This window comes from Bifidobacterium primatium, from assembly GCF_002802875.1.
In the GTDB taxonomy this organism is placed as follows: Bacteria; Actinomycetota; Actinomycetes; order Actinomycetales; family Bifidobacteriaceae; genus Galliscardovia; species Galliscardovia primatium.
The window spans coordinates 134781-161265 of the sequence record NZ_PEBI01000005.1 but is presented as its reverse complement, the minus strand read 5'-3'; the positions used below and the strand labels follow the sequence as shown (position 1 = coordinate 161265).

Below are 26485 nucleotides of genomic sequence, written 5' to 3'. Positions count from 1 at the left end.
TGGCGTGGAATGAACGGATTATTTGCCTTCGAAGAGGACGTCCTTCTTAATCCAGTTGATGACGTCGTCCACGCCGGCGCCGCCCATCAGATCGGTGAAGATGTACGGGCGATTGCCACGCATCTTCTTGCTGTCGCGGGCCATCACGTCGAGGTCGGCGTGCACGAGCGGCGCCAGATCGGCCTTGTTGATGACCAGCAGGTCGGAGCGGGTGACGCCCGGGCCGCCCTTGCGCGGGATCTTGTCGCCCTCGTCCGTGGCGATCACGTAGATCGTGGCGTCGGCGAGGTCGGGGCTGAACGTGGCGGAAAGATTGTCGCCGCCCGATTCCACGAAGATGATGTCGACGTCCGGATGCGCCTCGGCCATGGCCTCGCACGCCTCAAGATTCATCGAGCAGTCCTCACGGATGGCGGTGTGCGGGCATCCGCCCGTCTCCACGCCGACGATGCGGTCCTCGGGCAGGCGGGAATTCGCGATGAGGAACTCGGCGTCCTCCTTGGTGTAGATGTCGTTCGTGACCACGCAGATGCTGTATTCGTCGGCCATCTTGCGGGTCAGGCGCTCGATGAGGGCGGTCTTGCCGGAACCGACCGGGCCGGCGACGCCGATGCGTACGTATGACATGGGATTCTCCTTTGGTTGTTTGGTGTGGTGCAGCGTGTGCGGTCAGCTCATGTAGAGCCTTGAATACAGGGTTTCGTGCTGCATGGCGGCGATGTCGAGATAGGCACCGGAAATACCGAGGTCGTCGGGTTTGAGCGTGAACGCCACATCGACCGCATGCACGAGATTCGGGAACGAGTCGTGCAGCGCCACCTGGCCGGCGAACTGGCTAAGCGGAATCGCCTTCGCCGCGCACATGGTGAGCGCGCTGATGAGCGAATAGCCATAGGTGACCGCTGCACTGCGCAGACTCGCCGCATGATCGGCCGCGTACAGGCCCATCGCGATGGAATGCAGACCGCGGCAACGACCGGCGGCGATGAGCGAGCGATACGTCGACAGATGCGGACTGCGAGATTCGATGCCGGCATCGTCGGGGTGCGTGTTCCGGCCGGCCGCGTCCGATCTGACGTTGCCGGCGTTACCCGCGCTCTGCCCCGCATCCATCTTGTCGACGAGCTTGATGAGGCGGGCGCACATGCGCTCGCTGCCCTCGCGAATCTCGCGCGCGGATTGCAGCGCCGACGCCAGCTCGTCCAGTTCGGTGAGCCTGCGTTCCAGGCCTTTCGCGGAAAGCCGCGCATCCTGCGCGTACTTGCCGGCGATGACCATCTGGCCGATCTCCTTGTACGGCGCCACCTCGAGATAGTTCTTGAGATACTGCTCGAAATCAGGACCCTTGCGAAGGAAGTCGCGCTGCACGAACGTCTCCATGCCGTTCGACAAGGCGAACGCGCCGATGGGGAACACGCTGTCGCACACCTGCAGCATGGCGAGATGGCGCGATTCAATCTCGTCGTCGCTCATGGGCGGCGTTGCGGTGACGGATGCGTGTGATGCGACTCGTGGCATGAGGGCTTCCTTCGTGGATGGAATCAGTGCTTGTGCCAGGTGTGGCCGCCGTCGTGGCTGTGCGTGCCGTCGGGGCGATGCAGCACGCCGTTGACCTCGTATTCGCCGACCGCATGCTCGTGTTCGGCGTGACCATGATGATGTCCGCCGTGCTCGTGGCCGTCGGCGTGCTCGCTCTTCCACGCCTCGTCGGCTGCGGCCTCCTGCTCCTCCTCGGCCACATCGCCCGTGGTCTTGTTCGTGCCGGGGATGATGGTGCCCGAACCGGCATGCGCCTTGACGATGAGGAATCCGTCGAATCCACCTTCGATGATGTGCGGCTCGAAGCCGATCTTCTTCGTGTATTCCATCGTCGGATGGTCGTACGGCACGAGCACGCGGTCGTCCTCCACCTTCAGGCTCAGGTGGCGGTTGCCGAGCTCGAAGCACAGACGGCCCATCTCCTTCATCGACGAGACGGGGATTTCGATGAGCTGCGCGGTGTTGATCTTCGCGTAGTAGCGCTTGTCGTCGGTTTCGGCGAGCACGTCGCCGTCCTTGATGGTCCGGCCGACCATCACGCCGAACTCGGTGCCGTCCTCGGCCACCTTGGCCATGCGCTTCTTGTCGGTCTCGAACCAGTCGAACGTGATGGGCACGCTCAGCTTGCCGTCCTTGGGCGGGTTCTCGATGATGTTGCCGCTGATGTGGTCAGCTATCATATGAATTCCTTTCGCAAGCGTCGCCATGAAAATCTGCCGCCAAGAATAATGCCGAAAAAAACCGCTTATGTAACGGGAAAATCACCGATGGCGACCGTTGCCCCGTCGGCGTGTCCCATATGCCGATATGCCTGATTTTCGTTGGGATTTCAACGAAACGATGCATTGGATATGTGGTGTTTACACACGTGAAATCGGCTTGTCTACCATATTTCTCGGGTCTTTGGGCCCGAAATCCTGAAGGAAAGGGCCGCAAATGACCACGTTCGACAACACCGCCACGCTGGCGATGCACATTCCCGATAATTATCTGTCGCCGTCGACGGGGCTGGTGTTCTTCCTCATCATGATTCCGGTTTGGGCATTGTGCCTGAAATACGTGATGACGCACGCGAACCACGAGAAGATGGCGTATCTCGGCGCGGGCGCGGCGTTCTCGTTCCTTGTCATGATGTTCAACGTGCCGTGCCCCGGCGGCACCACGGCGCATGCGGTCGGCGGATCGCTCATCGCCATCCTGCTCGGACCGCAGTACGCGACGGTCGCCGTTTCGGTGGCGTTGCTGCTGCAGGCGCTGCTGTTCGGTGACGGCGGACTGATCACCTATGGCGCGAACTGCTTCAACATGGCGTTCGTACTGCCGTTCGTGGCTTACGGTGTATATGTGTTATTGCAAAAGATACTTGATAACGGATGGAAGAACCGCGTGGCGGTGTTCGCCGGCGCATACGTCGGCCTTACGGCGGCTGCGCTGATGGTGGCGCTGGAGCTCGGCATGCAGCCGGTGCTGTTCCATGATGCCGCCGGTCAGGCGCTGTACTTCCCGTATCCGATGGCGATTGCGGTGCCGGCCATGCTGATTCCGCACCTGCTCATGGCGAGCATCGTCGAGGGAATCGTGACCGTGGCGGTCGTGGAATTCGTGCGTCATGCGGCTCCGGAGATCGTGGCCGATGCCGGTGCGGGGCTTGGGAAAGTCGACGGCGAAGCCGATGCGGCTCGTGGCGCAAGCGGTCTGAAGACGCCGGTGTGGATTGGCCTGGGAGCACTGGCCGTCATCTCTCCCATCGGACTGCTGGCCACCGGCACCGCGTACGGCGAATGGGGAGCCGAGGAATTCAAGGCCGCAACGGGGTTGACGTATGTGCCCGACCAGATTGCCAACGGGTTCTCGTGGAACGCCCTGCTGCCGGACTACTCCATGCAGGGGCTGCCCGCCTGGGCCGGCTATATACTCTGCGCCGTCATCGGCATCGCCGTGATGACCATTGTGTTCCGTCTGCTGGGTGCTGCGGTCGGCGGCGCGAACGGTAAGAAGACGGCGTGACCGGAGTGGATGGGGAATCGACGTCGTTCCCCGATTGGCTGGGCGTCTCCGAATCCTATGAACCGGCCGATGATCGATCGACGTTCGTGGAGAAGAACCTTGGCGCATTCGGCAGGGCGCTGGCCGCCGTTGCCGATGGCGGCCAGCCCGGACTCGTGGACGGTCCGATTGACAGGGCGCTCGGAAACGTCTCCGCGTCGTTGCGGTTGTTGGGATTGATGGCCGCCATCGTCTGCGTCAATATGACCCGCAATATGACATTCGACTACATGGTATTGGCCGTGGTGTTGGCGGTGCTGGCCGTGAGACCGGTCCGGCTGATGCGGACCGTGGTATTCGCCGGTCTGGGGGTCGCCGTGCTGAGCGCGCTGGTCGCCCTGCCGGCGATATTCCTCGGGCAGTACGGTTCTCCGATGCGGCTGTTCATCAGGGCGTTCATCACCGTGTCGCTGACCGTCGGATTGGCGAGAACAGTGCCGTGGAACCGTCTGATCGCAGGACTTCGCGGCCTGCATGTGCCGAACTCGGTGGTGTATGTCTGTGATGTGACCATCCAGTTCATCGACATCCTCGGCCGGTCGATGCTGATGCTACTCGACTCGCTGAGTCTGCGCAGCGTCGGACGCGACCGGCGCAAAATGGCCTCGGCCGGTCATGTGCTCGGCGCCGTGTTCCTGCTGGCGAATCGGCGCGCCAGGGAGATGGGCGAATCCATGCTCTGCCGAGGATTCGAAGGCGAATACCGCATACCGAAGCAACGTTGGCTGACTGCGGCGAACGCAGTCTATGCGGTCATGATTGCTGTGATGATTGCGATGGCGGTATATTTCGGGTAGCCGACCTGCCGGTGACAATGCCGGAGACGAGACCGGCGATTGGCATGGTCGAAGCCGGATTCGAGCTTTTCGAGATGTAAGGAGCAATGGTGAGCACGGTGCGCGAGGCGGAACGGCCCCTGGTGGAGCTGCGTGGGGCATGTTTCGCCTATCCGGGCGTGGAAGGCGACCCTCCGCGTGAAGTGCTGCGCGACTTCGATATGACCATAGGCCGCAGTGAGTCCGTGGCATTGCTCGGTCCCAACGGCAGCGGCAAGACCACCATCATGCGTATTCTCAACGGTCTGGAATTCCTCGACTCCGGCGAATACCGATTCGACGGCGAGACCATCACCAAAGCCGCGCTTGCCGACAAGGCGTTCGCCAAGCGGCTGCACCAGCGCATCGGCTTCGTGTTCCAGAACTCCGAAACCCAGTTGTTCTGCCCCTCGGTGGAGGAGGAGATAGCGTTCGGTCCCGCGCAGATGGGATTGCCGGACGATGAGATCCGGCGACGGACCCGCGACGTGCTGCGCCTGTTCGAGCTCGAACGCTTCGCCGACCGCGCGCCGTACCGGCTGAGCGGCGGCGAGAAGAAACGCGTCGCCATCGCCTGCTGCATGTCGCTCAATCCCGACCTGCTCGTGCTCGACGAACCCACCGACGGACTCGACGAACGCAACACCGCCCTCGTCGTGCGTGTGCTCAACCAATTCGTCGCCGCCGGCAAGACCATCCTCGTCTCCACCCATCATCACGACATCGTCGAAGCGCTGCATTCCCGCCGCATTGCCGTCCGTCCCATCGACGACTCCGAAGACCCCGTCAACGGTTCCGTGGAAGGCCGGCGCTGAATTCCGCGGCTTGATAAGCGCTGATAAGCAACGTCTATACGGCGGTTGGCGATTTTGGCGGTTTCGACCCGTGCGCGGGCGTCATAATGGCGATAGCCATGACGCGCGCCGGGGGAGGTGCGCGCCGAAATCGTCAAACGCATCCCCGGTGAACGATGCCGTGGGGATGCCGCCATGAAAGGACGCCGCAGTGGGGAACAACGCCGCCAGCACCGAATCGAACGCAGCCAAACGACAGATTCACTTCAACGGATTCGTCAAGGACTGCGTGGGCCATCAGTCGTCCGGCATGTGGCGCTACCCCGGCGACCGTTCCGCCGACTACACCGACATCAACCACTGGGTCGAACTGGCGAAACTGTTCGAACGCGGCAAGTTCGATTCGATGTTCATCGCCGACCTCGTCGGATACTTCGACGTGTACGGCGGCAACGTGGACTCCGCACTGCGCACCGCCTCGCAGCTGCCCATCAACGACCCGACCACGCTGGTCTCGGCCATGTCGGTGGCCACCGAGAACCTCGGCTTCGGCGTGACGGCCGGCGTGTTCTACGAGCATCCGTACACGTTCGCCCGCCGCATGAGCTCGCTCGACCATCTGACGAACGGCCGTGTGGGATGGAACGTCGTGACCGGCTACCTGCCGTCCGCGCTGCGCAACATGGGCCAGCAGGACATCCCGCATGACAAGCGCTACGACTACGCCGACGAATACCTCGAGGTGCTCTACAAGCTCTGGGAGGGCTCGTGGGAAGACGACGCCGTCGTGAAGGACAAGGCGAACGACGTGTACGCTGACCCCACGAAGGTGCATGAGATCAACCACCACGGCGAATACTTCGACGTGCCGGGCATCCACCTGTGCGAGCCGTCGCCGCAGCGCACGCCCGTGATCTTCCAGGCCGGCACCTCGCCGCGCGGCATCAAGTTCGCGGCCGAGAACGCCGAGGCCATCTTCGTCACCGGCCCGACGCCCGAACTCATCGCCCCGCAGGTGAAGAAGGTGCGCGACGCATTGGAGGCCGCCGGCCGTGGCCGCTACGACGCCCGCATCTTCATGATGCTTACCGCCATCACCGCGAACACCGAGCAGGAGGCGTGGGACAAGTACCACGACTACGAGCGCTACGCCTCCACCGAAGGCGCGCTCACGCTCTACTCCGGCTGGATTGGCACCGACCTTTCGAAGTACGACCTCGACCAGCCGCTTGACGACATCGACTCCAACGCCATCCAGTCCACGGCCGCCAACATGCAGAAGGTGACCGGCGACGACGGCAGGCGCTGGACGGTGCGCGACATCGCCGTGCGCCGCGCCATCGGCGGCAACAGCCCGGTCATCGTCGGCTCCGGCGAGCAGGTGGCCGACGAACTGCAGCGCATCGCCGAACTCACCGACGTGGACGGCTTCAACCTTGCCTACGTGACCAACCCCGGCACGTTCGAGGACATCATCGACTACGTGGTGCCGATCCTGCAGGAGCGTGGCGTCTACCAGACCGAATACACGCCCGGCACGCTGCGCAACAAGCTCTTCGGCAAGGGCGACTACCTCAACCCGAACCACCGCGGCTACCGGTACAAGGTGTCGAAGTAGTTCTTTACGCCGAAAACTCGAGTTGTGGGTGCTTGTTTGCGCGCATTACGGTCTTCTGGCGGGTGCCTTCTCTGAGAAACGTTGCGAATTCGCGGTTGTGGTTTTCGGGTTTGCCGGTATCTCGAAAAGCAAACACCCACAACTCGCGGTTTCGGATTCTCGGCTGGTAGATTGCTGTGTGGAAGCGATGTGCCAACGGGGGTGCGAGATGAGTGTTTCAGGTGTTCCGGCGATTGACGATCTGCAGCCGTACGAGGGCGACGATCTGGGGGCGATTCCCGACAGCGAACGGGCGGCGGACGAAGGCGGCCGGGACCGGGAAGCGGAAGGTGCCGATCGCGACGGCACCACGTTCCGCGTGTGGGCGCCGACCGCCAGCCGTGTGGAATTGCGCCTGTTCCACGACGGCGGGGATTGTTATGGCGGCGCCAGCATGGCGGCCTCGCATCGCGAACCGACCCTGCCGCCGAGCACCAGTACCGGCGAGGAAGGCGACGAGGACGTCTCCCGCCAGCCGTACGCCACCTATGCGATGACACCCGGCATGGGCGCCGACGGCCGGCCCGACGGCACCTGGGTCGCGCATATCGACGGCGCCGGCCACGGCACGTTCTACGACTACGTGGCGTATTTCCCCGACGGTCACGTGTCCCGCACGGCCGATCCATGGGCGCGGGCCGCCGGTGCGAACGGCCGGCGCAGCATGGTCGTCGACCTGCGGCGGACCGACCCCGAAGGCTGGGCCGACGACAAGGCCCCGAACATCCCGCTGAGCGAACTCGTCGTATGGGAGACGCACGTCGGCGACTTCAGCAACGACCCGCACAGCGGCATCCCCGCCGAGCATCGCGGCACCTACCTGGCGTTCACCCACGACGAGACGAGGGTGGACGACACCAGCGAATTCCCCACATGCATGGCGTATCTGCGGCGTCTCGGCGTCACCGCCGTGCAGCTGATGCCGATATTCGACTTCGGCTCGGTGGACGAGGCCGCCGCGCGCGAAGCCTCCAAGCCGGACGCCGACCCCGCGCGCAAACCCTTCAACTGGGGTTACGATCCGGTCAACTACAACGTTCCCGAAGGCTCCTACAGCACCGACCCGTTCGACGGCGCCGTGCGCATCCGCGAATGCAAGCGGATGATCCAGGCATTGCATCGCAACGGCTTCAAGGCCATCATGGACGTGGTCTACAACCACATGTATTCCGTCGACAACTGGCTGGAGCGCATGGTGCCGGGCTATTTCTGCCGCCGATACGCCGGCGGCGCGCTCTCCAACGGTTCCGGCTGCGGCAACGACATGGCCTCCGAACGGCCGATGATGCGCAAATACATCGTCGATTCCGTGGAATATTGGGCGCGCGAATACCATATCGACGGCTTCCGATTCGACCTGATGGGATTGATGGACGTCGACACCATGAACGCGATACGCACCCGATTGGACGCGCTGCCCGGCGGCGCCGGCATCGTCATGTACGGCGAGCCGTGGGCCGCCGACATGACCGCCGTCCCGCCCGACATCGTGCTCGCCGGCAAACGCGGCCTCGCGCGGCTCGACCCGCGCATCGGATTCTTCAGCGACGATTCGCGCGACTCCATCCGCGGCAACATTTTCCACCATCACAAGCCCGGCTACGTCTCTGGCGCGGCGCGCGAATTCGCGCCGGCCGTCCGCCACGCCGTCGACGCATGGCGTGGCACCGAGGTCGAAACGGCCAGCGTCGGCCAGTTCGTGCAATACGTCTCCTCCCACGACGACCTGACGTTATGGGACAAACTCTGCATGGCCATGCGTTCGGTCGCGTTCGGCCATGTGGGGGAGTTCGGCGGCGGTGCGGGCGCCGATTTCGGCAGCGGCGTCTGGTCGGCCGAATCCGGCCCGACCGACGCCGAATACGACGCCGACCCCAGTCTGAGCGGCGACATCATGGAGGCCAACCGCATGGCCGCCGGCATCGTTCTGATGTCGGCCGGCGTGCCGTTCATGCTCTCCGGCGAGGAATTCGCACGCACCAAGCACGGCTGCGACAACTCATACAACCAGTCGGCCGCGCTGAACTGGCTGGACTGGCGTCGCGCCCGCCGACTCGCCGGCTTGGTCGACTACTACGCCGCGCTGATTCGATGGCGGCGGCGGAATCCGTCGGTGTTCGGTGGGCCGCGCATCGTGCCGCAGCGCGACGACTCCGTGGTCGTGTTCCGCGTGGGCGGCGACTGCGTGACGGTCAACCCCACGAAGCAGATGGCATGGCAGAACGTCTCGGCGCTGCGGGCCGTGAACGACTGGGGGCAGTTCGCGCCGCTCGACGACTCGGCATGGCAGTGCGTGTTCAGCTCGCGCGGGTCCGAGGTGTGCGGCGAGGCGAACTGGGAGAGCTATTCGCGCGGCCATGAGCGGCAGATCGCCATTCCGGCGCGTTCGTTCTGCATCTGGCGGTGCGAGTAGTCGGATTTCGGGTCTATGCGCCCGGTATTCCCCGAATGTTCATGCACTGTTCGCGGGGTTCATCTTTCCGTCGCTCCCAAGCCGTGTTGCGGACGCTTTGACCGGTTAGCGTGCAGGATTAGGGAGCGACGCTCCCTCGACGCGGTGCGCGAGTCGGAATCCAGCAGCGTCCGGTGGTTTCGGCCGTCGTGCTCCGAACGTTCACTTCGCCGTATGAGACGGAAATGAGGTATGAAGTGAACACTCGCAAAGCTTTGAAGGGGACGGTCGCCGCGCTGGTCGCGTCGGCCACGCTGTTCGGCTTCGCCGGTCTGGCCAATGCGACCGAAGGCCAGAGTGCTGCGGAGCTCAAGGAACACGGCGCCGCACAGCGCATCGCCGGCATCTACGGCAACACCACGGCCAAGAACGTCATCCTGTTCATCGGCGACGGCATGGGCGACTCCGAGATCACCGTGGCCCGCAACTACCTGCACGGCGTGAACGGCAGCTTCGACGGTCTCGACAAGATCGGCCAGCCGAACCTGAACAAGGGCGTGGAGACCGGCACCGGCCAGTACACCACGTTCTCGCTGGGCAACAACTCCAACGATTCGCTGATGGCCAAGGACAAGAACGGCCAGCTCACCGGCAGCAAGACCGCCGGCGTGATCACCCCCGTGACCGACTCCTCCGCCTCCGGCTCCGGCTGGGCCACCGGCACCAAGACCTACAACAACGCCGTTGACGTGGATGTCGAGGGCAATCCGCAGCTCAACCTCATCGAGCTCGCCAAGGCGGCCGGCAAGGCCACCGGCAACGTGACCACCGCCGAGATTCAGGACGCCACCCCGGCCGTTCTGGAATCCCACTCCTCCGAGCGCGCCTGCTACGGCCCGCAGGGCAAGTGGGACGGCACCGACAAGAACGGCGACGGCAAGGTCGACCTCGAGGACGCCAAGGCCGCCGGCATCGGCAGCTGCCTCGCCAACCAGCTCAAGGCCAACGGCGGCATCGGCTCCATCTCCGAGCAGCTGCTCGACACCCGTGCCGACGTGACCATCGGCGGCGGCGCCAAGTACTTCAACCAGCTCGACCAGTCCGGCAAGACCCTGTGGCAGGATGCGTCCGACCGTGGCTTCCAGACCGTGAAGTCCGGTGACGTCGACGGCTTCAAGAAGCTCGCCGCAGCCGACCAGAACAAGCCGGTCCTCGCCCTGCTCGGCGACGGCAACCTCCCCACGCAGTTCAACCCGTCCGTGGCCACCAAGCAGGATCCCGCCAAGGACGCCAACCCCACCGAGTGCAGCGTGAACGACAAGTGGCTCGGCAAGCAGGGCGCCTCCCTGGCCGACTTCACCGGCAAGGCCATCGACCTGCTGCGGAACAACAAGAACGGCAAGGACAACGGCTACTTCCTGCAGGTCGAGGGCGCCTCCATCGACAAGCAGGACCACAACGCCAACGCCTGCGGACAGATTGGCGAGACCGACGACCTCGACAAGGCCATCTCCGCCGCGCTGAGCAAGGTCGACCTGAGCAACACCCTCGTGATCGTGACCGCCGACCACGCCCACACCTCCCAGATCGTGGAATCCCAGCCGATCTACGCGCTGAGCACCGTGCTGAAGAACCGTGACGGCTCCAAGACCACCATCTCCTACGGCACCTCCGAGGAGGACCTGTACGGCAATGGTTCCGATACCAGCGGCGACGTCGAGGGCAAGGCCGATCCGAGCAAGGCCCAGGGCAACATGAGCCACACCGGCACCCAGCTGCGCATCGCGGCCTCCGGCCCCGGCGCCTCCCGTGTGGACGGCCTCACCGACCAGACCGACAACTTCTACACCATCGGCCACGCGCTCGGCCTCGCCACCGACAAGGCCGGCCAGAACGAGCTCTCCAAGGGCGCCGAGGTGAAGGCGCAGGACAACAAGAACCAGGTGTTCGACATCACCGGATTCAACGGCGACGCCGTGCTGCGTTACGAGCTCAAGGACAAGGACGGCAAGGTCGTCTCCGCATCCGACGCCTCCACGCCGCTTTCCGGCCTGCGCGTGCAGACCGCCGGCACCACCGTGCTCGATCTGAGCAAGTTCATCACCTCCGATGCCCAGTACAGCCTGACCGTCACCGGCCAGCAGTCCGGTAAGAGCGTGGAGATCAAGTCCTTCAACGGTCCGAACGGCACCGAGGGCAGCGGCAGCGCCCAGGTGACCCCGAACGCCGGCAACAACAGCAAGCCGGCCTCCGGCAAGGTGAACGAGGCCAGCCAGAACGGCCCGCTCGGCAAGACCGGCGCCACCGTGCTCGGCGTGCTGCTGTTCGCCCTGGCCCTGGTGGCCGGCGGCATGGCCGTCAAGTTCGCCCGCTCCCGCAACTGATCGACCGGTGAACGGCCGGCCAATTGATTGATTGGCTGGTTGCTGATTCACTGGCCGTCATCACCTGCTGAAAATCCCGAAATCCGCAATTGGTGGTGCAAAACGGTTGTTTTTCATCGAAAAAACAACCGAAAGGCGCCATGATTCGCGGATTTCGGCGTTTTGGGCCCGTCTTCTCCGACGATTCCCAGCGAGCCTGCAAAAAAATTTCCGAAGATTGGGAATAACAATTGGACTTCCAAAGTTGAGTGGTGTAGGCTCAAGTTTTGGAAAGCGAAAAAGCCTACCGGGCTTCGACGATCGACGCAGTCGGTCGCGGAGGTCGCCGAGGCCGGAAGCTTGAGCGATAAACGTAGAACGAACCTAGACCATAGGAGGACATTATGGGACGCGCAGTTGGTATTGATTTGGGAACCACGAATTCCTGCATCGCCACTCTTGAAGGTGGCCAGCCCACCGTTATCGTGAACGCCGAGGGCGCTCGCACCACGCCGTCGGTCGTGGCTTTCAGCAAGTCCGGCGAGATTCTGGTCGGCGAGGTCGCCAAGCGCCAGGCCGTGACGAACGTCGACCGTACGATCAGCTCGGTCAAGCGCCACATGGGCACCGACTGGACGGTCGAGATCGACGGCAAGAAGTGGACGCCGCAGGAGATCTCCGCCCAGGTGCTGATGAAGCTCAAGAGGGACGCCGAGGCCTACCTTGGCGAGCCCGTGACCGACGCCGTCATCACCTGCCCTGCATACTTCAACGACGCCCAGCGTCAGGCCACCAAGGACGCCGGCAAGATCGCAGGCCTGAACGTGCTGCGTATCATCAACGAGCCGACCGCGGCCGCCCTGGCCTACGGCCTTGAGAAGGGCAAGGAGGACGAGCGCATCCTGGTCTTCGACCTCGGTGGCGGCACCTTCGATGTGTCCCTGCTGGAGATCGGCAAGGACGACGACGGCTTCTCCACCATTCAGGTGCAGGCCACGAACGGCGACAACCGCCTCGGCGGCGACGACTGGGATCAGAAGATCATCGACTGGCTCGTCGGCGAAGTGAAGAACAAGTACGGCGTCGACCTGAGCAAGGACAAGATCGCCCTGCAGCGTCTGAAGGAAGCCGCCGAGCAGGCCAAGAAGGAGCTGAGCTCCTCGACCTCCACCAGCATCTCGATGCAGTACCTGGCCATGACGCCCGACGGCACCCCGGTGCACCTGGATGAGACCCTGACCCGTGCCCACTTCGAGGAAATGACCTCCGACCTGCTGGGCCGCTGCCGCACCCCGTTCAACAACGTGCTTTCCGACGCCGGCATCTCCGTGAGCCAGATTGACCACGTCGTGCTCGTCGGTGGCTCCACCCGTATGCCCGCCGTCAAGGAGCTCGTCAAGGAGCTCACCGGCGGCAAGGAAGCCAACCAGTCCGTGAACCCGGATGAGGTCGTGGCCGTCGGCGCAGCCGTGCAGTCCGGTGTCATCAAGGGCGACCGCAAGGACGTGCTGCTCATCGACGTGACCCCGCTTTCGCTGGGCATCGAGACCAAGGGCGGCATCATGACCAAGCTCATCGACCGCAACACCGCCATCCCGACCAAGCGTTCCGAGGTGTTCTCCACCGCCGAGGACAACCAGCCGTCCGTGCTGATCCAGGTCTACCAGGGTGAGCGTGAGTTCGCCCGCGACAACAAGCCGCTGGGCACCTTCGAGCTGACCGGCATCGCTCCGGCCCCGCGTGGCGTCCCGCAGATCGAGGTCACCTTCGACATCGACGCCAACGGCATCGTGCACGTCTCCGCCAAGGACAAGGGCACCGGCAAGGAGCAGTCCATGACCATCACCGGTGGTTCCGGCCTGCCGAAGGACGAGATCGACCGCATGGTCAAGGAAGCCGAAGCCCACGAGGCCGAGGACAAGAAGCGCAAGGAGGACGCCGAGACCCGCAACCAGGCCGAGTCCTTCGCCTACCAGACCGAGAAGCTCGTGAACGACAACAAGGACAAGGTCTCCGACGAGGTCGCCAAGGAGGTCACCGACAAGGTGAACGCCCTGAAGGAAGCCCTCAAGGGCGACGACATCGAGAAGATCAAGTCCGCCCAGACCGAGCTCATGACCTCCGCCCAGAAGATCGGCGAGGCGCTGTACTCGCAGCAGGGTGCCGCAGGTGCGGCCGGCGCTGCGGGTGCCGCTGGCGCCGGTGCCGCCGGCTCCGCCTCCAACGGTGGTGACGACGACGTGGTGGACGCCGAGGTCGTGGACGACGATGACGACAAGGACAACAAGTAATCATGTCTGAGTTCAACAAGGACGATTACCTGAACGACATGGAGGATGCCGAGTCGCTGAAGAACGACCCGGCATCCGCCGGCTCTGCCGCCGCTTCCTCTTCGGAAGCCCCCGCCGACAAGGGTGACAAGACCGCCGCCGACGCCTCGAAGGGCGCCGATGCCGCTGACGCCAAGGCCGGTTCCGCCGATGCCAAGGCCGACGACGCCGACGAGCTCACCCCGCTTGGCAAGGCCAAGAAGGAGGCCGCCGACTACCTCGAGGCCCTGCAGCGCGAGCGTGCGGAGTTCATCAACTTCCGCAACCGCAGCGCCAAGGAGAAGGACGTCTTCCGCCAGCACGGCATCATCGACGTGCTGACCGCGCTGCTGCCCGCACTCGACGACATCGACCGCATCCGCGAGCACAGCGAGATGGACGACTCCTTCAAGGCCGTGGCCGCGAAGATCGACAAGGCCTTCGAGAAGTTCGGCGTGGAGAAGTTCGGCGAGAAGGGCGAGGACTTCGACCCGACGAAGCACGACGCCATCCTGCACAAGCCGGATCCGGACGCTGAAAAGGAGACCGTGGACACCGTGGTCGAGGCCGGCTACCGCATCGGCGACCGCGTGATCCGCGCCGCCCGCGTCGTCGTCGCCTCCCCGCAGAACTGACCTTCCCTCCCAAGAGGCGTTATAGAAGTCCTTTGCCGGCAACCCCAATCAATACGGGCTGCCAGCAAAGGAACATCGCAGCGAATACGGCTGTACCCAAGAGGGAGGACGGCATGCATTGCGCGATGATAAACGCCACGAGTGTGGGGCAGGGGCTGGCATGTCGAGACCGTAAAGACTCGGCCTGAGCGGCCCGGAGCGTGTCGCGATATGCCTGCCCCTGCCCCACACGGTCTTATATCCGTAACTTTTTCAAGGCGTATTTCCAATAATCACTATCAGTTTTAGAAAGGAGACATGGAGATGGCTGAGAATGAATGGCTGAACAAGGATTTCTATAAGGTCCTCGGTGTCTCCAAGGACGCTTCCGAAGAGGAGATCACCAAGGCCTACCGCAAGCTGGCCCGCAAGTACCATCCCGATCTCAACAAGACCAAGGAGGCCGAGGAGAAGTTCAAGGACATCTCCGAGGCCTACGATGTGCTGAACAACAAGGAGCAGCGTCAGAAGTACGACGCCATCCGCCAGTTCGGCATGGGCGGCGCGCGCTTCGCCGGCGGCTCCGGCCAGGGCGGCTTCGACGCCAGCGGCTTCTCCGACATCTTCGGTTCGATGTTCGGCGGCGGTGCGGGCGGCCCGCAGGGCTCCTCGCGCATCCGCTTCTCCACGGGCGGCCAGGGCGGCCCCGATCTCAACGACATCTTCCAGGCGTTCGGCGGCGCGGCCGGCGCGGGCGGTCCGGGCGCCGGATTCGGCGGCGGCCGCAGCAGCTATCGCGAACCGCAGGAGCCGGTGCGTGGCAAGGACCGCAACTCCAAGATTAACCTGACGCTGCGTCAGGCGGTCAAGGGCGCCACGGTCTCGCTGAGCGTGGATGGCGGCAAGTTCAAGACGCATATCCCCGCCGGCGTGAAGGACGGCCAGAAGATTCGTCTGGCCGGCAAGGGCCACGCGGGCCAGTATGGCGGCGCGCATGGCGACCTGTACCTGGCCGTGCATGTGAAGTCCGACCCGAAGTTCAGCATGTCGGGCCGCGACATCGTCATGGACCTGCCCGTCACCGTCGCCGAGGCGGCGCTGGGCGGCAAGGTCTCCGCCAAGGACATCGACGGCAACGTCGTCACGTTCAAGGTGCCCGCCGGTTCGTCCAGCGGCGCCGAGGTCCGTCTCAAGGGCAAGGGCGTGGCCAGCCCGCGCGGCAACGGCGACCTGGTCGGCCGCGTGATGATTCAGGTGCCCGAGGGCCTGGGCTTCAAGCAGAAGAAGACGCTGAAGGAATTCGACGCCGCCAGCAGCGATTTCGCCGATCGCGTCGCGTCCGAACGTCTTGGCGAATAAGACGCGGTGATCGATTATGGCAAGGATCGCACCGAAGCTTCGCAAGGCGTACACGATGTGCGCCCAGGCCCTCGTGGCCGAGCGCGTCAGTCTTGACGCCGCCGAGGAGCTCGGTCTGAACGTCGATTTTCCGATCTTCAGCGTCGGACAGGCCGGCGAACTGGCCGACATCCATCCGCAGACGCTGCGGCAGTACGACCGTCTTGGGCTGATCGTGCCGCAGCGTACGCCGGGCGGGGCCCGACGTTATTCGCTGCGTGACATCGACAGGCTTTCCCAGGCTCAGCGCATGAGCCAGGAGGAGTCCATCAATCTCGCCGGCATCACGAGGATTCTCCAGCTGATGGAGGAGAACCGCCAGCTCAAACGGCAGAACCGCCAGCTGCGTCGCCGTATGGAGGGCAACGTCGTGTTCGAGGCGGGTGCCGACGGCGAGGTCATCGAGGTGCAGCGCGTGCGCCGCGTGCGCGAGCCGTCGCCGTACCGACGCACCATCCTGCAGATCACCGCACGATGATCCGCCGCCGATTATCGGCATACGCTCCTATCTGCTTGTCCGCGCGCGTTTTCGCGTGGTTCTCAACGCCGGTCGTTCCGCGACGACCGGCGTTTTTTCATTGTGCGGCAGGGCGCGACGTGATCAGACGTCCACCGGGTGCGGCTGGGCGCCGGTGTGGACGAGGTTGAGCGACCGCACCGTGCTGGGTGGCATGCCGTAGTGCTTGCGGAACAGCGTGGAGAAGTAGCTGGCGTTCGGATAGCCGATCATTTCGGCCACGCGTTGCACGGGGATGTCGGTGTTCGACAGCGCCTTGTACGCGTGCTCCATGCGGTAGGCGATGAGGTATTCGTTCGGCGTCATGCCCATCGCGGCCTTGAACGACCGGATGATGTAGCTCGAGTGCAGATGGAACGCCTCGGAAAGCGTGGCCGAGGTCACGTTCTCGCTGAAATGGTCATCGAGATGGCGACGTACCTTTTCGGCCAGCTGGAACGTGGTCGACTCCTCCTCGCCCATGATCTGCACGGTCTGCAATACGTCGAGAAACAGCTGCTGCGTCGGCCAGAAATTGTTCCGCATCGCGCTCGTGCTGGCGGAGAACAGGCGGTTGAACAGCGAATACAACGGCTGCGGCTCCTCGATTCGCCGCTGTCTGAGCAGATACATCGTCGGCTGCGGCGTGTGATAATGCAGGATCGGCACGTCGATCGACGAGCGCATGGGCGTCGGTTGCGGCCCGACGTCCCATGCGCTGGTGGCGGCGAAGTGCAGCCAGTAGTATTCCGTGGTCTCCGCGGTCGACTTCCATGAATAATGATGATGATTCGGCAGCAGAACGACGCTTTCGCCGGCGTCGACGGTCATGTTGTTGCCGTCCTCGGCGATGAACAGCCGGCCGTGCGTGACGACGATGAAGATGAAATACGGCAGCGTGCTGCGGTCGGGGTGCCGGTCGCCCGGCTGGAACACCGCGTAGTCGCCTTCGATGAAGGTCGGCGACGGAATGCACGATATCGATATGAATTCGCTGTTCATAGGTGCTCCTTCGAACGGTCGGGTCGCTGCCGGAGATGACGCTGCCGCCGGTCGGTGCCGCATCGTCGGATGATTCCGTCGAATCCACCGTTGCGCACGCGGTTGCGCACCTGAGCGGCAAGGTTCCGGCGGTTTCCGCGTTGTCCGCCGGTGCATGCGCGGTCTATCATAAGGCGTGATGCGCGGCGTCGGGCAGTGTCATATCTCAAAAGACTTTGTCATGATAGCAAAAGGAAAAGGCTTTTCGCAAACGCGAAAATAATTAATATGATTTTCGACAAACGTTCGCAACGAAAGCGAGAAAACTATGAGCAGCAACGTTAGCTCCTCAGTGAAACTTTCTGTGAGGGAGAAAATCGCATACTCCTTCACTGATATGGCAGGCAACCTGCTGTACGTGACGATCTCGTCGTACATCATGTACTTCTACACCAACGTGTTCCACATCCCGGCCGCAGGCGCCCTGGGTGCGGGCACCATCCTGCTGGTGGCGCGCTTCGCCGACGCCATCTCCGCGGTCGTCTGGGGATCGATCGTGGACCACACCAACACCAAGTGGGGCCAGAGCCGTCCGTGGTTCCTGTGGCTGTGCATTCCGTTCGCCGTCACCGTGTTCATCGCCTTCACCGCCCCGAGCCTGCCGGAAGGCGCCCCGAAGTTCTGGTACGCGCTGATCACGTACATCCTCGCCGCCGGCGCCGTGTACACCGGCATCCAGACGCCCATCACCGCCATCCTGCCGAACCTCACCGACGACCCGGTTGAGCGCAACAACGCCAACTCCTTCCGTATGGCCGGTGGTCAGATCGGCTCCTTCATCACCTCGTCCTTCACCATCCCGCTTGTCGGCTTCTTCGGCGTGAAGTTCGGCGGCGGCGACAAGACCGGCTTCATGATCGTCACCGCGATCTGGGGCATCGTCGCCATCATCCTGCTGCTCTTCTCCTTCAAGAACCTCACCGAGCACAACTACCGTCCGGAACTCAACAAGCCGATTCCGCTCAAGGACTCCCTCAAGGCCGCCAAGGGCAACTGGCCGTGGATCATCCTCGTCGTCGCCTTCGTCATCTACTGGGTCGCCCAGTCCACCCGTAACGGCGTCTCCACCTACTACGCCCAGTACGTGCTCAACAACCGCGACCTGACCTCCATCTTCAACGGCGTGCAGGTGCTCGGCCTCGTCGGCACCATCGCCATGCCGATCCTCGCCAACAAGCTGAAGAACAAGACCCTCACCATGCAGATCGGCCTCATCATCGGCGGACTCGGCCAGGCCCTCATGCCGCTCGCCGGCCACAACGTGCCGCTGCTGGTCATCTTCTGGACCGTCGGCGTGCTCGGCGCCGCCATCGCCATCGGCATGCCGTTCGGCATGCTCGCCGACACCGTCGACTACGGCGAATGGAAGACCGGCGTCCACGCCGCAGGCTTCCTGACCGCCGTCGGCTCCGCCTTCTGCATCCAGGTCGGCTCCGGCTTCGGCGCCTTCCTCCCGCTCGAGATCATGGGCGCCGCCGGCTACGACGCCAATCTCGAAGTGCAGTCCGCCAGTGCGCAGTCCGCCATCAGCTTCTGCTTCATCTGGCTGCCGGTGATCGTGTACATCATCGTCGGCGTGATCATGTGCTTCTACCGCAAGTTCGAGAAGATGGAGCCGCAGATCAAGGCCGAGCTCGCCGAGCGTCACGCCAAGGCCGAAGCCGCCGCCAAGTAAGGCAGATATTTAAGGAACATCCATGACGTATTCAGCACCCAAGGTCGAGGTCACCTCCGCATTCTGGAAGAACTACCGCGACCTCGTCGCCAAGAAGGTCCTGCCCTACCAGTGGCAGGTCATCACCAACCAGATCGAGGTCGACCTCCCGCTCGACCCCGGCGGCAACCCCACCACCGGCGACACCCTCAGCTACGCCGTCGAAAACCTCAGGATCGCCGCCGACCAGGCCGAAGGCAAGTTCCACGGCATGCCGTTCCAGGATTCCGACGTCTACAAGTGGCTCGAATCCGCCGCCTACGCGCTGCAGGACCACGACGACGCCGACCTCAAGGAGATCGCCGACGGCGTGGTGGATCTCATCGCCGCCGCCCAGCAGCCCGACGGCTACATCGACACCTTCTTCCAGATCAAGTGGCCCGACCGCAAGTTCGCCCGCATCCAGCAGTCCCACGAGCTCTACACCATGGGCCACTACATCGAGGCCGGCGTCGCCTACTACGAGGCCACCGGCAACGAAAAGGCCCTCGACATCGCCAGGAAGATCGCCGCCTGCATCGGCGAGCACTTCGGCGACGAGGCCGGCAAGGTGCACGGAGCCGACGGCCACCCCGAGATCGAGCTCGCGCTCGCCCGCCTCGCCGAGGTCACCGGCGAAAGCAAGTACGCCGAACTCGGCCGCTGGTTCCTCCATGTGCGCGGCAAGGACCCGGAGTTCTACGACAAGCAGAACAAGGCCGACGGCTGGGACCGCGACTTCTTCGAACAGATCAAGTACCTGCCCCGCACCTACTACCAGGCCGCCGAGCCCGTGACCAAGCAGCAGGACGCCGAGGGCCACGCCGTGCGCGTGATGTACCTGTGCACCGGCATGGCGCACATCGCCCGCCTCACCGGCGACGACAGCCTGCTCAAGGCCTGCCACACGTTCTGGGAGAGCGTCGTGCACAAGCGCATGTTCGTCACCGGCCAGATCGGCACCACCAAGGAAGGCGAGTCGTTCACCTACGACTACGACCTGCCGAACGACGCCGAATATGGCGAGACCTGCGCCTCCGTGGGCATGAGCTTCTTCGCCCGCCGCATGCTCGAGCTCGAGCCCAAGGGCGAATATGGCGACGTGCTCGAAAAGGAGCTGTTTAACGGCTCCATCGCCGGCATGGCGCTCGACGGCCGCCACTTCTACTACGTCAACCCGCTCGAGGTGGACCCGCGCAAGCTCAAGGGCAACCCCGACTTCCGCCACGTGCTCGCCGAACGCGCCGGCTGGTTCGCCTGCGCCTGCTGCCCGGCCAACCTCTCGCGACTCATCGCCTCCGTGGATCGCTACATCTACGCGGTGCAGGACGACGGCACCATCCTCGCCGACCAGTTCATCGCCAACAAGGCCACGTTCCAGGGCGGCGTGGTGATCGAGCAGCGCAGCAACTTCCCGTGGGAGGGCCACGTCGAATTCACCATCGACAACCCCGAAGGCGCCGAATTCCGCTTCGGCATCCGCATCCCCGCATGGTCCAAGGGCGCATTCACGCTCGCGGTCAACGGCGAGGAGACCAGCGTGGAGCCCGAAGACGGCTTCGTGTACTTGCCCATCGCCAGCGAGAAGACCGACATCGCCCTCGATCTCGACATGACCGTCAAGGAGCTGCGTGCCAACACCCGCGTGGCAGAGGATGCCGGCCGCGTGGCCGTCACCCGCGGCCCGCTCGTCTACACCGCCGAATCCGCCGACAACGACGGCGACCTGTGGCTCTACGCCATCAAGCCCGGCTCCGGCACCTACGAATTCAAGCCCGAACTCCTCGGTGGCGTCGGCACCATCACCGAACAGGGCGTGCGCGAGATCCAGGACGAATCCGACGACCTCTACCTGCCCGCCGGCTCCCAGAAGACCGAGGCCGCGACGGTGAAGTTCATCCCGTACTACGCATGGGCCAACCGCGGCGAGGGCCAGATGCGCGTATGGCAGAGGACCGTCTGACCTGCGTCAGGGGTCGGAGGGGATATGCATTACTCGACACACTCAAGGCCGTTCGGCCAAGCCTACGGTCGAGCAACGCATATCCCCTCCTCCGTTTCTTGGGTCAGTGCCGGATTGAAGGGTAGTTCGGCCGGGGAAGCTTCGCTTCCCCAAGCTTACGGTCGAGCATCATATATCTCGGCCTTTTGCGTCTGTAATCCGAGTGCGGTTGGAGCGTGATTTTTACATCGGCAGGGTGGATTCGCGCTGGACCAGACGGCACGAAATGCTTTCCACGCCGTGATGGGGCCGCCCGTTGATGGCGTCGATCAGCGCACGCGCCGCCACATGCCCCAGTTCCTCCGGGCAGTTGTCGATGCTCGTGAGCGGCGGGTCGGCGTCCGGCGCCAGCATATCGCGGTTGTCGTGGCCGATGACCGCCACCTGCGAGGGGATGCTGATGCCGCGTTCCTTGAGCACGTCCATGCAGCCGCGGGCGATGCCGTCGCACTGGCAGACCACGGCGTCGAAATCCACGTTCTGGTCCAGCAGCAGTCGTGTGGCCGCGCGACCCCACGATTCCGTCCACTGCGAGAAACGAACCGGGCCCGCCGGCTCCAATCCGGCCTCATGCAACGCCTTCAGCGAGCCGTTGAGACGGGCCTGCGCCGAACTCGGCGATCCCAGCAGCAGATTATGCGCGTTCGGCGTCGTATCGCTGCCGCCGATGATGGCGATCTTGCGCTTGCCGCACGACAGCAGATGATTCACCGCCATCTCGCCGGCCTCGACGTTGTCGCATACGACGGAGCAATCGTCCGCGTTGTCCGACGGCGCGTACACGTAGACCACCGGCACGTTGTCCGGCACGTCGAGATGCGGACGCGGGTCGGTTTCGTCGCCCACGATCAGCAGGCCATCGACGTTGCGGGACAGCAGGAACGACAGATGATTGCGTTCGAGCAGCGCATCGCCGCGCGCATTGCACAGCAGCACCGTGTTCGAGGTGACGCCGAACTCGTCCTCGGCGCCCAGCAGGATCGGCGTGCAGAAGCGGCCGGTCAGATCGGATGTGATGACGCCAATCGAATTCGTACGTCCGGAAATCAACGACTGCGCCTGCGCATTGGGAATGTATGACAGCTTTTCCGCAGCTTCCTGAACCCGTCGTCGTGTGGCATCGCTTACGCGCGGCTGATTGTTCAGAGCCTTCGAGGCCGTGGCCAGCGAAACCCCGGCCGCAGCCGCAACTTCGGCCAAAGTGGTCTTGCGCGTGCCAGAATGAGGTGGTTCTACTGCAGTCATTCCCATGCTTTCTCAAGTTTCGTTCATCGTCATTGTAAACGAAAGGGGTTGTCTTCTCTTCGGCGGTGTCCGTTCCTTACAGCTTTTCCTTGATTTTCCCGTGTTTCCGCTGGCGTGGGCGAAAATGACGAGGGAGGGGGTATTCGTGCGGCGACGATGCATGCGGTGTGTCGGAGCCGTGATGCTCCCATGGTGGAAAATGGTTTTCGCGCCCGACCGTATGAGAATCAGCATTCGGTGACGTTGACGGCAAGGCCGCCGCGCGATGTCTCCTTGTACTTGCTCTTCATATCGAGGCCGGTCTCCTTCATCGTACGAATCGCGGAATCCAGCGACACGATATGCGAACCGTTGCCCAGCAACGCCATGCGAGCCGCATTGATGGCCGTGTTGCTCGCCATCGCATTGCGTTCGATGCACGGAATCTGCACCAGGCCGCCGATGGGGTCACACGTCAGGCCAAGATTATGTTCGATGCCGATCTCGGCCGCGTTCTCCACCTGCTTCGGCGTGCCGCCCAATACGGCGCACAATCCCGCCGCCGCCATCGAACAGGCCGACCCCACCTCTCCCTGGCACCCCACCTCGGCGCCGGAAATCGACGCATTGCGCTTGAACAGATACCCGACCGCGGCCGCCGTAAGCAGGAAATCAACGACCCCCGTGGGATTCGCGCCGTCGACCAGCCACCAGTAATAATGCAGCACCGCCGGAATGATGCCCGCCGACCCATTCGTCGGCGCCGTGACGATACGACCGCCGCCGGCGTTCTCCTCGCTCACGGCCAGCGCGAACAAATCGACCCATTCGGCGTCCGACGCGCGCGACAGCAGCATATTGCGGTCGGTGTGACCGTCGAAGATATCGGCGCTGCGCGGCTTCAGCCGCTGATACACCGTCGCCGCGCGCCGCGGCACATGCAGCCCGCCCGGCAGTGTGCGCTCCGTGCTCGTGCAGCCGTTGCGCACGCAGTCGCGCATCGTCTTCCACACGGAATACAGCTTCACGCGCGTCTCCTCCTCCGGGCGGAACGCGGCCTCGTTGCGCCACACCACGTCGGCGATCGACAGCCGTTCGCGCTCGCAGATGGCGATGAGCTCGGCGGCGGAGGAGAAGGGGAACGGCACGGTCACGCCGTTGTCATCGGCGTTGTCGTCGTTGTGCCCGGCTCCGGCATTGCCGCTGCCGCCGCGTCCCTTGCCCCGGACCTTGCTCTGCAGCTCGTCCTCATAGGCGATGAATCCGCCGCCGATCGAATAGATGACGTCCTCGACGATCAGATGGCCGTCGGCGTCGAGCGCGCGGAACAGCATGCGGTTCGGATGCAGGCGCGGCGCATGCCAGGTGTCGAATTCGATGTCGGAACGGTCGAACGGAATCTCCTTCGTGCCGGCGAGCAGCAAACGGCCGGAATCCGAGCAGCGGTCCAGATCGTGGAGCACGTCGTCGGGGTCGACGGTCTCGGGCTGCTTGCCCTCGAGACCGGCGAGGGCGGCGCGGTCGGTGCCGTGCCCAAGGCCGGTCTGCGCGAGCGAGCCGTACAGCGTCACATGCACGCGGGCGGTTTTCGCCAGCAGGTCGCGCTCGACGAGCGACGAGACGAAGGCGCAGGCGGCCCGCATCGGGCCGACGGTATGCGACGACGACGGTCCGATACCGACGGAGAACATATCCAATGTGCTGAGCATCAACGCCTCCCTTGCCCAACGGCATTCCTGCAATATTCCTGCAATCGTCATATGCGCCTGTTTTGTCTGATTCGGTGCCGACGAAACCACCGGAATCCGAACTAGACTGAGTTCTAGCCGCACACTGTATCGGGAAAACCGTTCGGTTGGGTTACGACGCATGCCGTGGAGTGATGTCGTCGATACCGACATCGGAGTACGGCGGGCATGGCATCGCGGCATTGCGACGCATGGTGCGAGACAGGACGCGAAACACGAGGTGCAAAGGAGAGCGCAGTGGCTGGAAAACGACTGGTCAGAAGGCGTGGAATCGGAACCGCGATCACCGGCGTGGCGATCACCGGCGGCGTGGCGGCCGGCATCGGTGCGTGGGCACTGGCGCCGCGTTCGCTCATCGACTTCCGGCAGAACAAGGTGCCGGCCATCCCGCATGTGAAGTACGCGCATCGCGGCCTGCACGACGCCGGTTCGGGCCTCGACGTCGGCACCGTGAACGAGCGTTGCGCCTACGTCGACCTGGCGCGTCGCTGCGCCATCAAGGCGGGATACGCCGATGAATCGTTCGAGGGACCGGTGGCGCCGGAGAATTCGCTCGCGTCGTTCGCCGCGGCATGCGTGGCCGGCTATGGCATCGAACTCGATTTGCAGCTCACCCGCGACGGGCAGGTCGTGGTCGTGCACGACGCCGACCTGAAGCGCGTCGCCGGCGATCCGAGGAAGATCAAGGATCTGACGTATGAGGAGCTGAAGAACATCCCGCTGTTCCCCGCGCCGGCGAAGTCGGGCGACGCCGCGGCCGTGGCGCGCGGCGACGGCAGGTGGGACGAGCGGCCGGAAGGCTACTACCAGCATGTGCCGCTGTTCTCCGACGTGTTGGACGTCGTCGGCGGGCGCGTGCCGCTGATCGTGGAATACAAGTTCGACGATTACGGCTGGGATGACGCCGCCGAGGAACTGATGGAGAAGGGCGACGAACTGCTGCAGGCGTATCCCGGCGCGTACGTGGTCGAATCGTTCCATCCGGGCGCGGTGAACTGGTATCGCAAGCATCGGCCGTCGGTGAACCGCGGCCAGCTTGCCGAAAACGTCGCGTTCGGCAAGGGCGACTGGCGTGAATGGCTGTGCGGGCTGCTGGCGTTCAACTGGCTGGGGCGTCCCGACTTCGTGGCGTACGACTGGCATGGCGGCGACCTGCCGCAGGTGCGCTTCGCCCGCAAGCTCGGCGCGAAGACCGTGTCGTGGACGGTGCGCAGCTCGTTGGAATTCCAACGTTCCGACGCGTACTTCGACTACATGATCTTCGAGGCCTTCGTCCCGGGGGTCTAGCGGGCTTCGCGTTCTCGAGTACCCCATTTGTGCACGAATCGGCAGATAAGCGGATATAAGTGCATTCAGCATGTGCACGAATCGTCAGATATCTTGGTATTTGAAGGTTTGTCTTGTGAAGGGCATTGCATGAATCGACAGATATCGCGATATCTGCCGATTCGTTTCTGCGCGAATCCCACGATAGGTCGGTATTGGGCGATTCGTGTAGACGAAAACATCCGATGAATCGTCAAATATGAATGCATCCCACCATTCGTGAAAATTCGAATCATGAAATGGACGCGTATCTGGTGATTCGTGAGCAGCGGGAATGCGGGACCGTTGTGAGCCGAAGGAATGTGGAACCGCGGGGCAGATCGTTTCCTGCGTTGGCGATATCGCCCGATGTTACTTGTGGTAGGGCTCGCCGGCGTTGATTTTGTAGGCGCGGTAGATCTGCTCCGCCAGGACCATGCGCATAAGCTGATGCGGGAACGTCATCTTCGAGAAGCTGAGCAGATAGTTCGCGCGTTTGAGAATCGCGTCGTCGAGGCCGATGGAGCCGCCGATGACGAACTGGATATGACTGGTGCCATGCAGGCCGAGGTCGTTGATGTGTGCGGCGAACTGTTCGGATGAGAGCTGTTTGCCGTTGATGGCGAGGGCGATGACGTAGGCGTCGTCGCGCAGGTGCTTGGCGATGCGTTCGCCTTCCTTGGATTTGATGAGCCGTTCGACGCCGTCGCTGGCGTGTTCGGGTGTTTTCTCGTCGGCCACCTCGATGATGTTGAATTTGCAGTAGCGGCCGAGACGCTTGGCATATTCCGCGATGCCGTCGCGCAGATAACGTTCCTTGATCTTACCCACGCCGATGATGTCGATTCGCATAGGGCCCAAGTGTAGTGGATTAATAGAGCGTCCTCGTCGCCGCAGAAGGTTCGGCGTACTCTTGTACGCCTTCACCGTCCGCGCCTAGAGGCCGCACGCATTAATCCGCTGCGACGGCGCAGCCGCCACCCACCCGGCTGAAGGCGTGCCACCTACTGGGGGCGGCGTCGATTAATGTGTGCGTCTTCAAGGTGCAG

General features: G+C 63.5%; 20 protein-coding genes. 13 read left to right on the top strand and 7 right to left on the bottom strand.

Features of this window, described 5'->3' with window-relative positions:
* Window positions 1-18: 18 nt before the first annotated feature.
* The 3 genes from ureG to CS006_RS10080 are packed head-to-tail and all read right to left on the bottom strand — an operon-like array spanning window position 19 to window position 2219.
* Window positions 19-627 carry an urease accessory protein UreG gene (gene ureG / locus CS006_RS10090; protein WP_100511701.1) on the bottom strand — a complete coding sequence of 203 codons (609 nt, stop codon included), beginning with the start codon at window positions 625-627 and terminating at the stop codon, window positions 19-21.
* Window positions 628-669: 42 nt separating this feature from the next.
* Window positions 670-1518, bottom strand: coding sequence for an urease accessory protein UreF (locus CS006_RS10085; protein ID WP_243387067.1), 849 nt, complete (start codon window positions 1516-1518; stop codon window positions 670-672).
* A 23-nt stretch (window positions 1519-1541) separates the two neighbouring features.
* A complete protein-coding gene (locus tag CS006_RS10080) occupies window positions 1542-2219 on the bottom strand; it encodes an urease accessory protein UreE (protein WP_100511700.1) in 678 nt (225 codons plus the stop codon).
* A 256-nt stretch (window positions 2220-2475) separates the two neighbouring features.
* Here CS006_RS10080 and cbiM point away from each other — a divergent pair, with 256 nt between their 5' ends.
* The 10 genes from cbiM to CS006_RS10030 all read left to right on the top strand — a co-directional run bounded on the left by cbiM (window position 2476) and on the right by CS006_RS10030 (window position 16405).
* Window positions 2476-3546, top strand: coding sequence for a cobalt transporter CbiM (gene cbiM / locus CS006_RS10075; protein WP_207760043.1), 1071 nt, complete (start codon window positions 2476-2478; stop codon window positions 3544-3546).
* Entirely contained in the window at window positions 3543-4382 is an 840-nt protein-coding gene (locus CS006_RS10070; protein WP_100511699.1) for an energy-coupling factor transporter transmembrane component T, read from the top strand. Before cbiM ends, CS006_RS10070 begins: the two co-directional genes overlap by 4 nt.
* Before the next feature lie 86 nt (window positions 4383-4468).
* Window positions 4469-5215 carry an energy-coupling factor ABC transporter ATP-binding protein gene (locus CS006_RS10065; protein ID WP_100511698.1) on the top strand — a complete coding sequence of 249 codons (747 nt, stop codon included), beginning with the start codon at window positions 4469-4471 and terminating at the stop codon, window positions 5213-5215.
* A gap of 190 nt (window positions 5216-5405) precedes the next feature.
* Window positions 5406-6812, top strand: a complete 1407-nt coding sequence (locus tag CS006_RS10060; protein WP_207760042.1) for an LLM class flavin-dependent oxidoreductase — start codon at window positions 5406-5408, stop codon at window positions 6810-6812.
* A 208-nt stretch (window positions 6813-7020) separates the two neighbouring features.
* A complete protein-coding gene (locus CS006_RS10055) occupies window positions 7021-9264 on the top strand; it encodes an alpha-amylase family glycosyl hydrolase (protein WP_243387056.1) in 2244 nt (747 codons plus the stop codon).
* Between the two features lie 236 nt (window positions 9265-9500).
* Window positions 9501-11627 (top strand): alkaline phosphatase, encoded by a 2127-nt coding sequence (phoA, locus tag CS006_RS10050; RefSeq protein ID WP_100511697.1) that lies wholly within the window; start codon window positions 9501-9503, stop codon window positions 11625-11627.
* A 383-nt stretch (window positions 11628-12010) separates the two neighbouring features.
* Window positions 12011-13897 carry a molecular chaperone DnaK gene (gene dnaK / locus CS006_RS10045; RefSeq protein WP_100511696.1) on the top strand — a complete coding sequence of 629 codons (1887 nt, stop codon included), beginning with the start codon at window positions 12011-12013 and terminating at the stop codon, window positions 13895-13897.
* A gap of 2 nt (window positions 13898-13899) precedes the next feature.
* On the top strand, window positions 13900-14550 hold the full coding sequence (gene grpE / locus CS006_RS10040; protein ID WP_100511695.1) for a nucleotide exchange factor GrpE: 651 nt from the start codon (window positions 13900-13902) through the stop codon (window positions 14548-14550).
* Window positions 14551-14853: 303 nt separating this feature from the next.
* Entirely contained in the window at window positions 14854-15888 is a 1035-nt protein-coding gene (locus CS006_RS10035) for a DnaJ C-terminal domain-containing protein (RefSeq protein ID WP_100511747.1), read from the top strand.
* A 16-nt stretch (window positions 15889-15904) separates the two neighbouring features.
* Window positions 15905-16405, top strand: a complete 501-nt coding sequence (locus CS006_RS10030) for a heat shock protein transcriptional repressor HspR (protein ID WP_100511694.1) — start codon at window positions 15905-15907, stop codon at window positions 16403-16405.
* Between the two features lie 123 nt (window positions 16406-16528).
* Here CS006_RS10030 and CS006_RS10025 read toward each other — a convergent pair whose 3' ends face one another.
* Complete coding sequence (locus CS006_RS10025) at window positions 16529-17425, bottom strand: helix-turn-helix transcriptional regulator (protein WP_163200518.1); 897 nt, start codon at window positions 17423-17425, stop codon at window positions 16529-16531.
* 343 nt (window positions 17426-17768) lie between these two features.
* Here CS006_RS10025 and CS006_RS10020 point away from each other — a divergent pair, with 343 nt between their 5' ends.
* Window positions 17769-19139, top strand: coding sequence for an MFS transporter (locus CS006_RS10020; protein ID WP_243387046.1), 1371 nt, complete (start codon window positions 17769-17771; stop codon window positions 19137-19139).
* A 22-nt stretch (window positions 19140-19161) separates the two neighbouring features.
* Entirely contained in the window at window positions 19162-21120 is a 1959-nt protein-coding gene (locus tag CS006_RS10015; protein ID WP_100511691.1) for a glycoside hydrolase family 127 protein, read from the top strand.
* 222 nt (window positions 21121-21342) lie between these two features.
* Here the strand turns inward: CS006_RS10015 and CS006_RS10010 are convergent, their stop codons facing one another.
* Window positions 21343-22404, bottom strand: coding sequence for a LacI family DNA-binding transcriptional regulator (locus CS006_RS10010; RefSeq protein WP_100511690.1), 1062 nt, complete (start codon window positions 22402-22404; stop codon window positions 21343-21345).
* A gap of 227 nt (window positions 22405-22631) precedes the next feature.
* Window positions 22632-24092, bottom strand: a complete 1461-nt coding sequence (locus CS006_RS10005; protein ID WP_100511689.1) for an L-serine ammonia-lyase — start codon at window positions 24090-24092, stop codon at window positions 22632-22634.
* A 309-nt stretch (window positions 24093-24401) separates the two neighbouring features.
* Here CS006_RS10005 and CS006_RS10000 point away from each other — a divergent pair, with 309 nt between their 5' ends.
* Window positions 24402-25418, top strand: coding sequence for a glycerophosphodiester phosphodiesterase family protein (locus tag CS006_RS10000; RefSeq protein WP_243387098.1), 1017 nt, complete (start codon window positions 24402-24404; stop codon window positions 25416-25418).
* Between the two features lie 390 nt (window positions 25419-25808).
* Here the strand turns inward: CS006_RS10000 and rlmH are convergent, their stop codons facing one another.
* Window positions 25809-26288, bottom strand: a complete 480-nt coding sequence (gene rlmH, locus CS006_RS09995) for a 23S rRNA (pseudouridine(1915)-N(3))-methyltransferase RlmH (protein WP_100511687.1) — start codon at window positions 26286-26288, stop codon at window positions 25809-25811.
* Window positions 26289-26485: the final 197 nt, after the last annotated feature.

Coding starts and splice junctions, on each gene's coding strand:
- CS006_RS10030 (WP_100511694.1), top strand. CDS start 15,905: ATGGCAAGGATCGCACCGAAGCTTCGCAAGGCGTACACGATGTGCGCC.
- CS006_RS10005 (WP_100511689.1), bottom strand. CDS start 24,092: ATGCTCAGCACATTGGATATGTTCTCCGTCGGTATCGGACCGTCGTCG.
- CS006_RS10055 (WP_243387056.1), top strand. CDS start 7,021: ATGAGTGTTTCAGGTGTTCCGGCGATTGACGATCTGCAGCCGTACGAG.
- CS006_RS10035 (WP_100511747.1), top strand. CDS start 14,854: ATGGCTGAGAATGAATGGCTGAACAAGGATTTCTATAAGGTCCTCGGT.
- dnaK (WP_100511696.1), top strand. CDS start 12,011: ATGGGACGCGCAGTTGGTATTGATTTGGGAACCACGAATTCCTGCATC.
- rlmH (WP_100511687.1), bottom strand. CDS start 26,288: ATGCGAATCGACATCATCGGCGTGGGTAAGATCAAGGAACGTTATCTG.
- CS006_RS10025 (WP_163200518.1), bottom strand. CDS start 17,425: ATGAACAGCGAATTCATATCGATATCGTGCATTCCGTCGCCGACCTTC.
- grpE (WP_100511695.1), top strand. CDS start 13,900: ATGTCTGAGTTCAACAAGGACGATTACCTGAACGACATGGAGGATGCC.
- CS006_RS10065 (WP_100511698.1), top strand. CDS start 4,469: ATGGTGAGCACGGTGCGCGAGGCGGAACGGCCCCTGGTGGAGCTGCGT.
- CS006_RS10080 (WP_100511700.1), bottom strand. CDS start 2,219: ATGATAGCTGACCACATCAGCGGCAACATCATCGAGAACCCGCCCAAG.
- CS006_RS10015 (WP_100511691.1), top strand. CDS start 19,162: ATGACGTATTCAGCACCCAAGGTCGAGGTCACCTCCGCATTCTGGAAG.
- cbiM (WP_207760043.1), top strand. CDS start 2,476: ATGACCACGTTCGACAACACCGCCACGCTGGCGATGCACATTCCCGAT.
- ureG (WP_100511701.1), bottom strand. CDS start 627: ATGTCATACGTACGCATCGGCGTCGCCGGCCCGGTCGGTTCCGGCAAG.
- CS006_RS10085 (WP_243387067.1), bottom strand. CDS start 1,518: ATGCCACGAGTCGCATCACACGCATCCGTCACCGCAACGCCGCCCATG.
- CS006_RS10010 (WP_100511690.1), bottom strand. CDS start 22,404: ATGACTGCAGTAGAACCACCTCATTCTGGCACGCGCAAGACCACTTTG.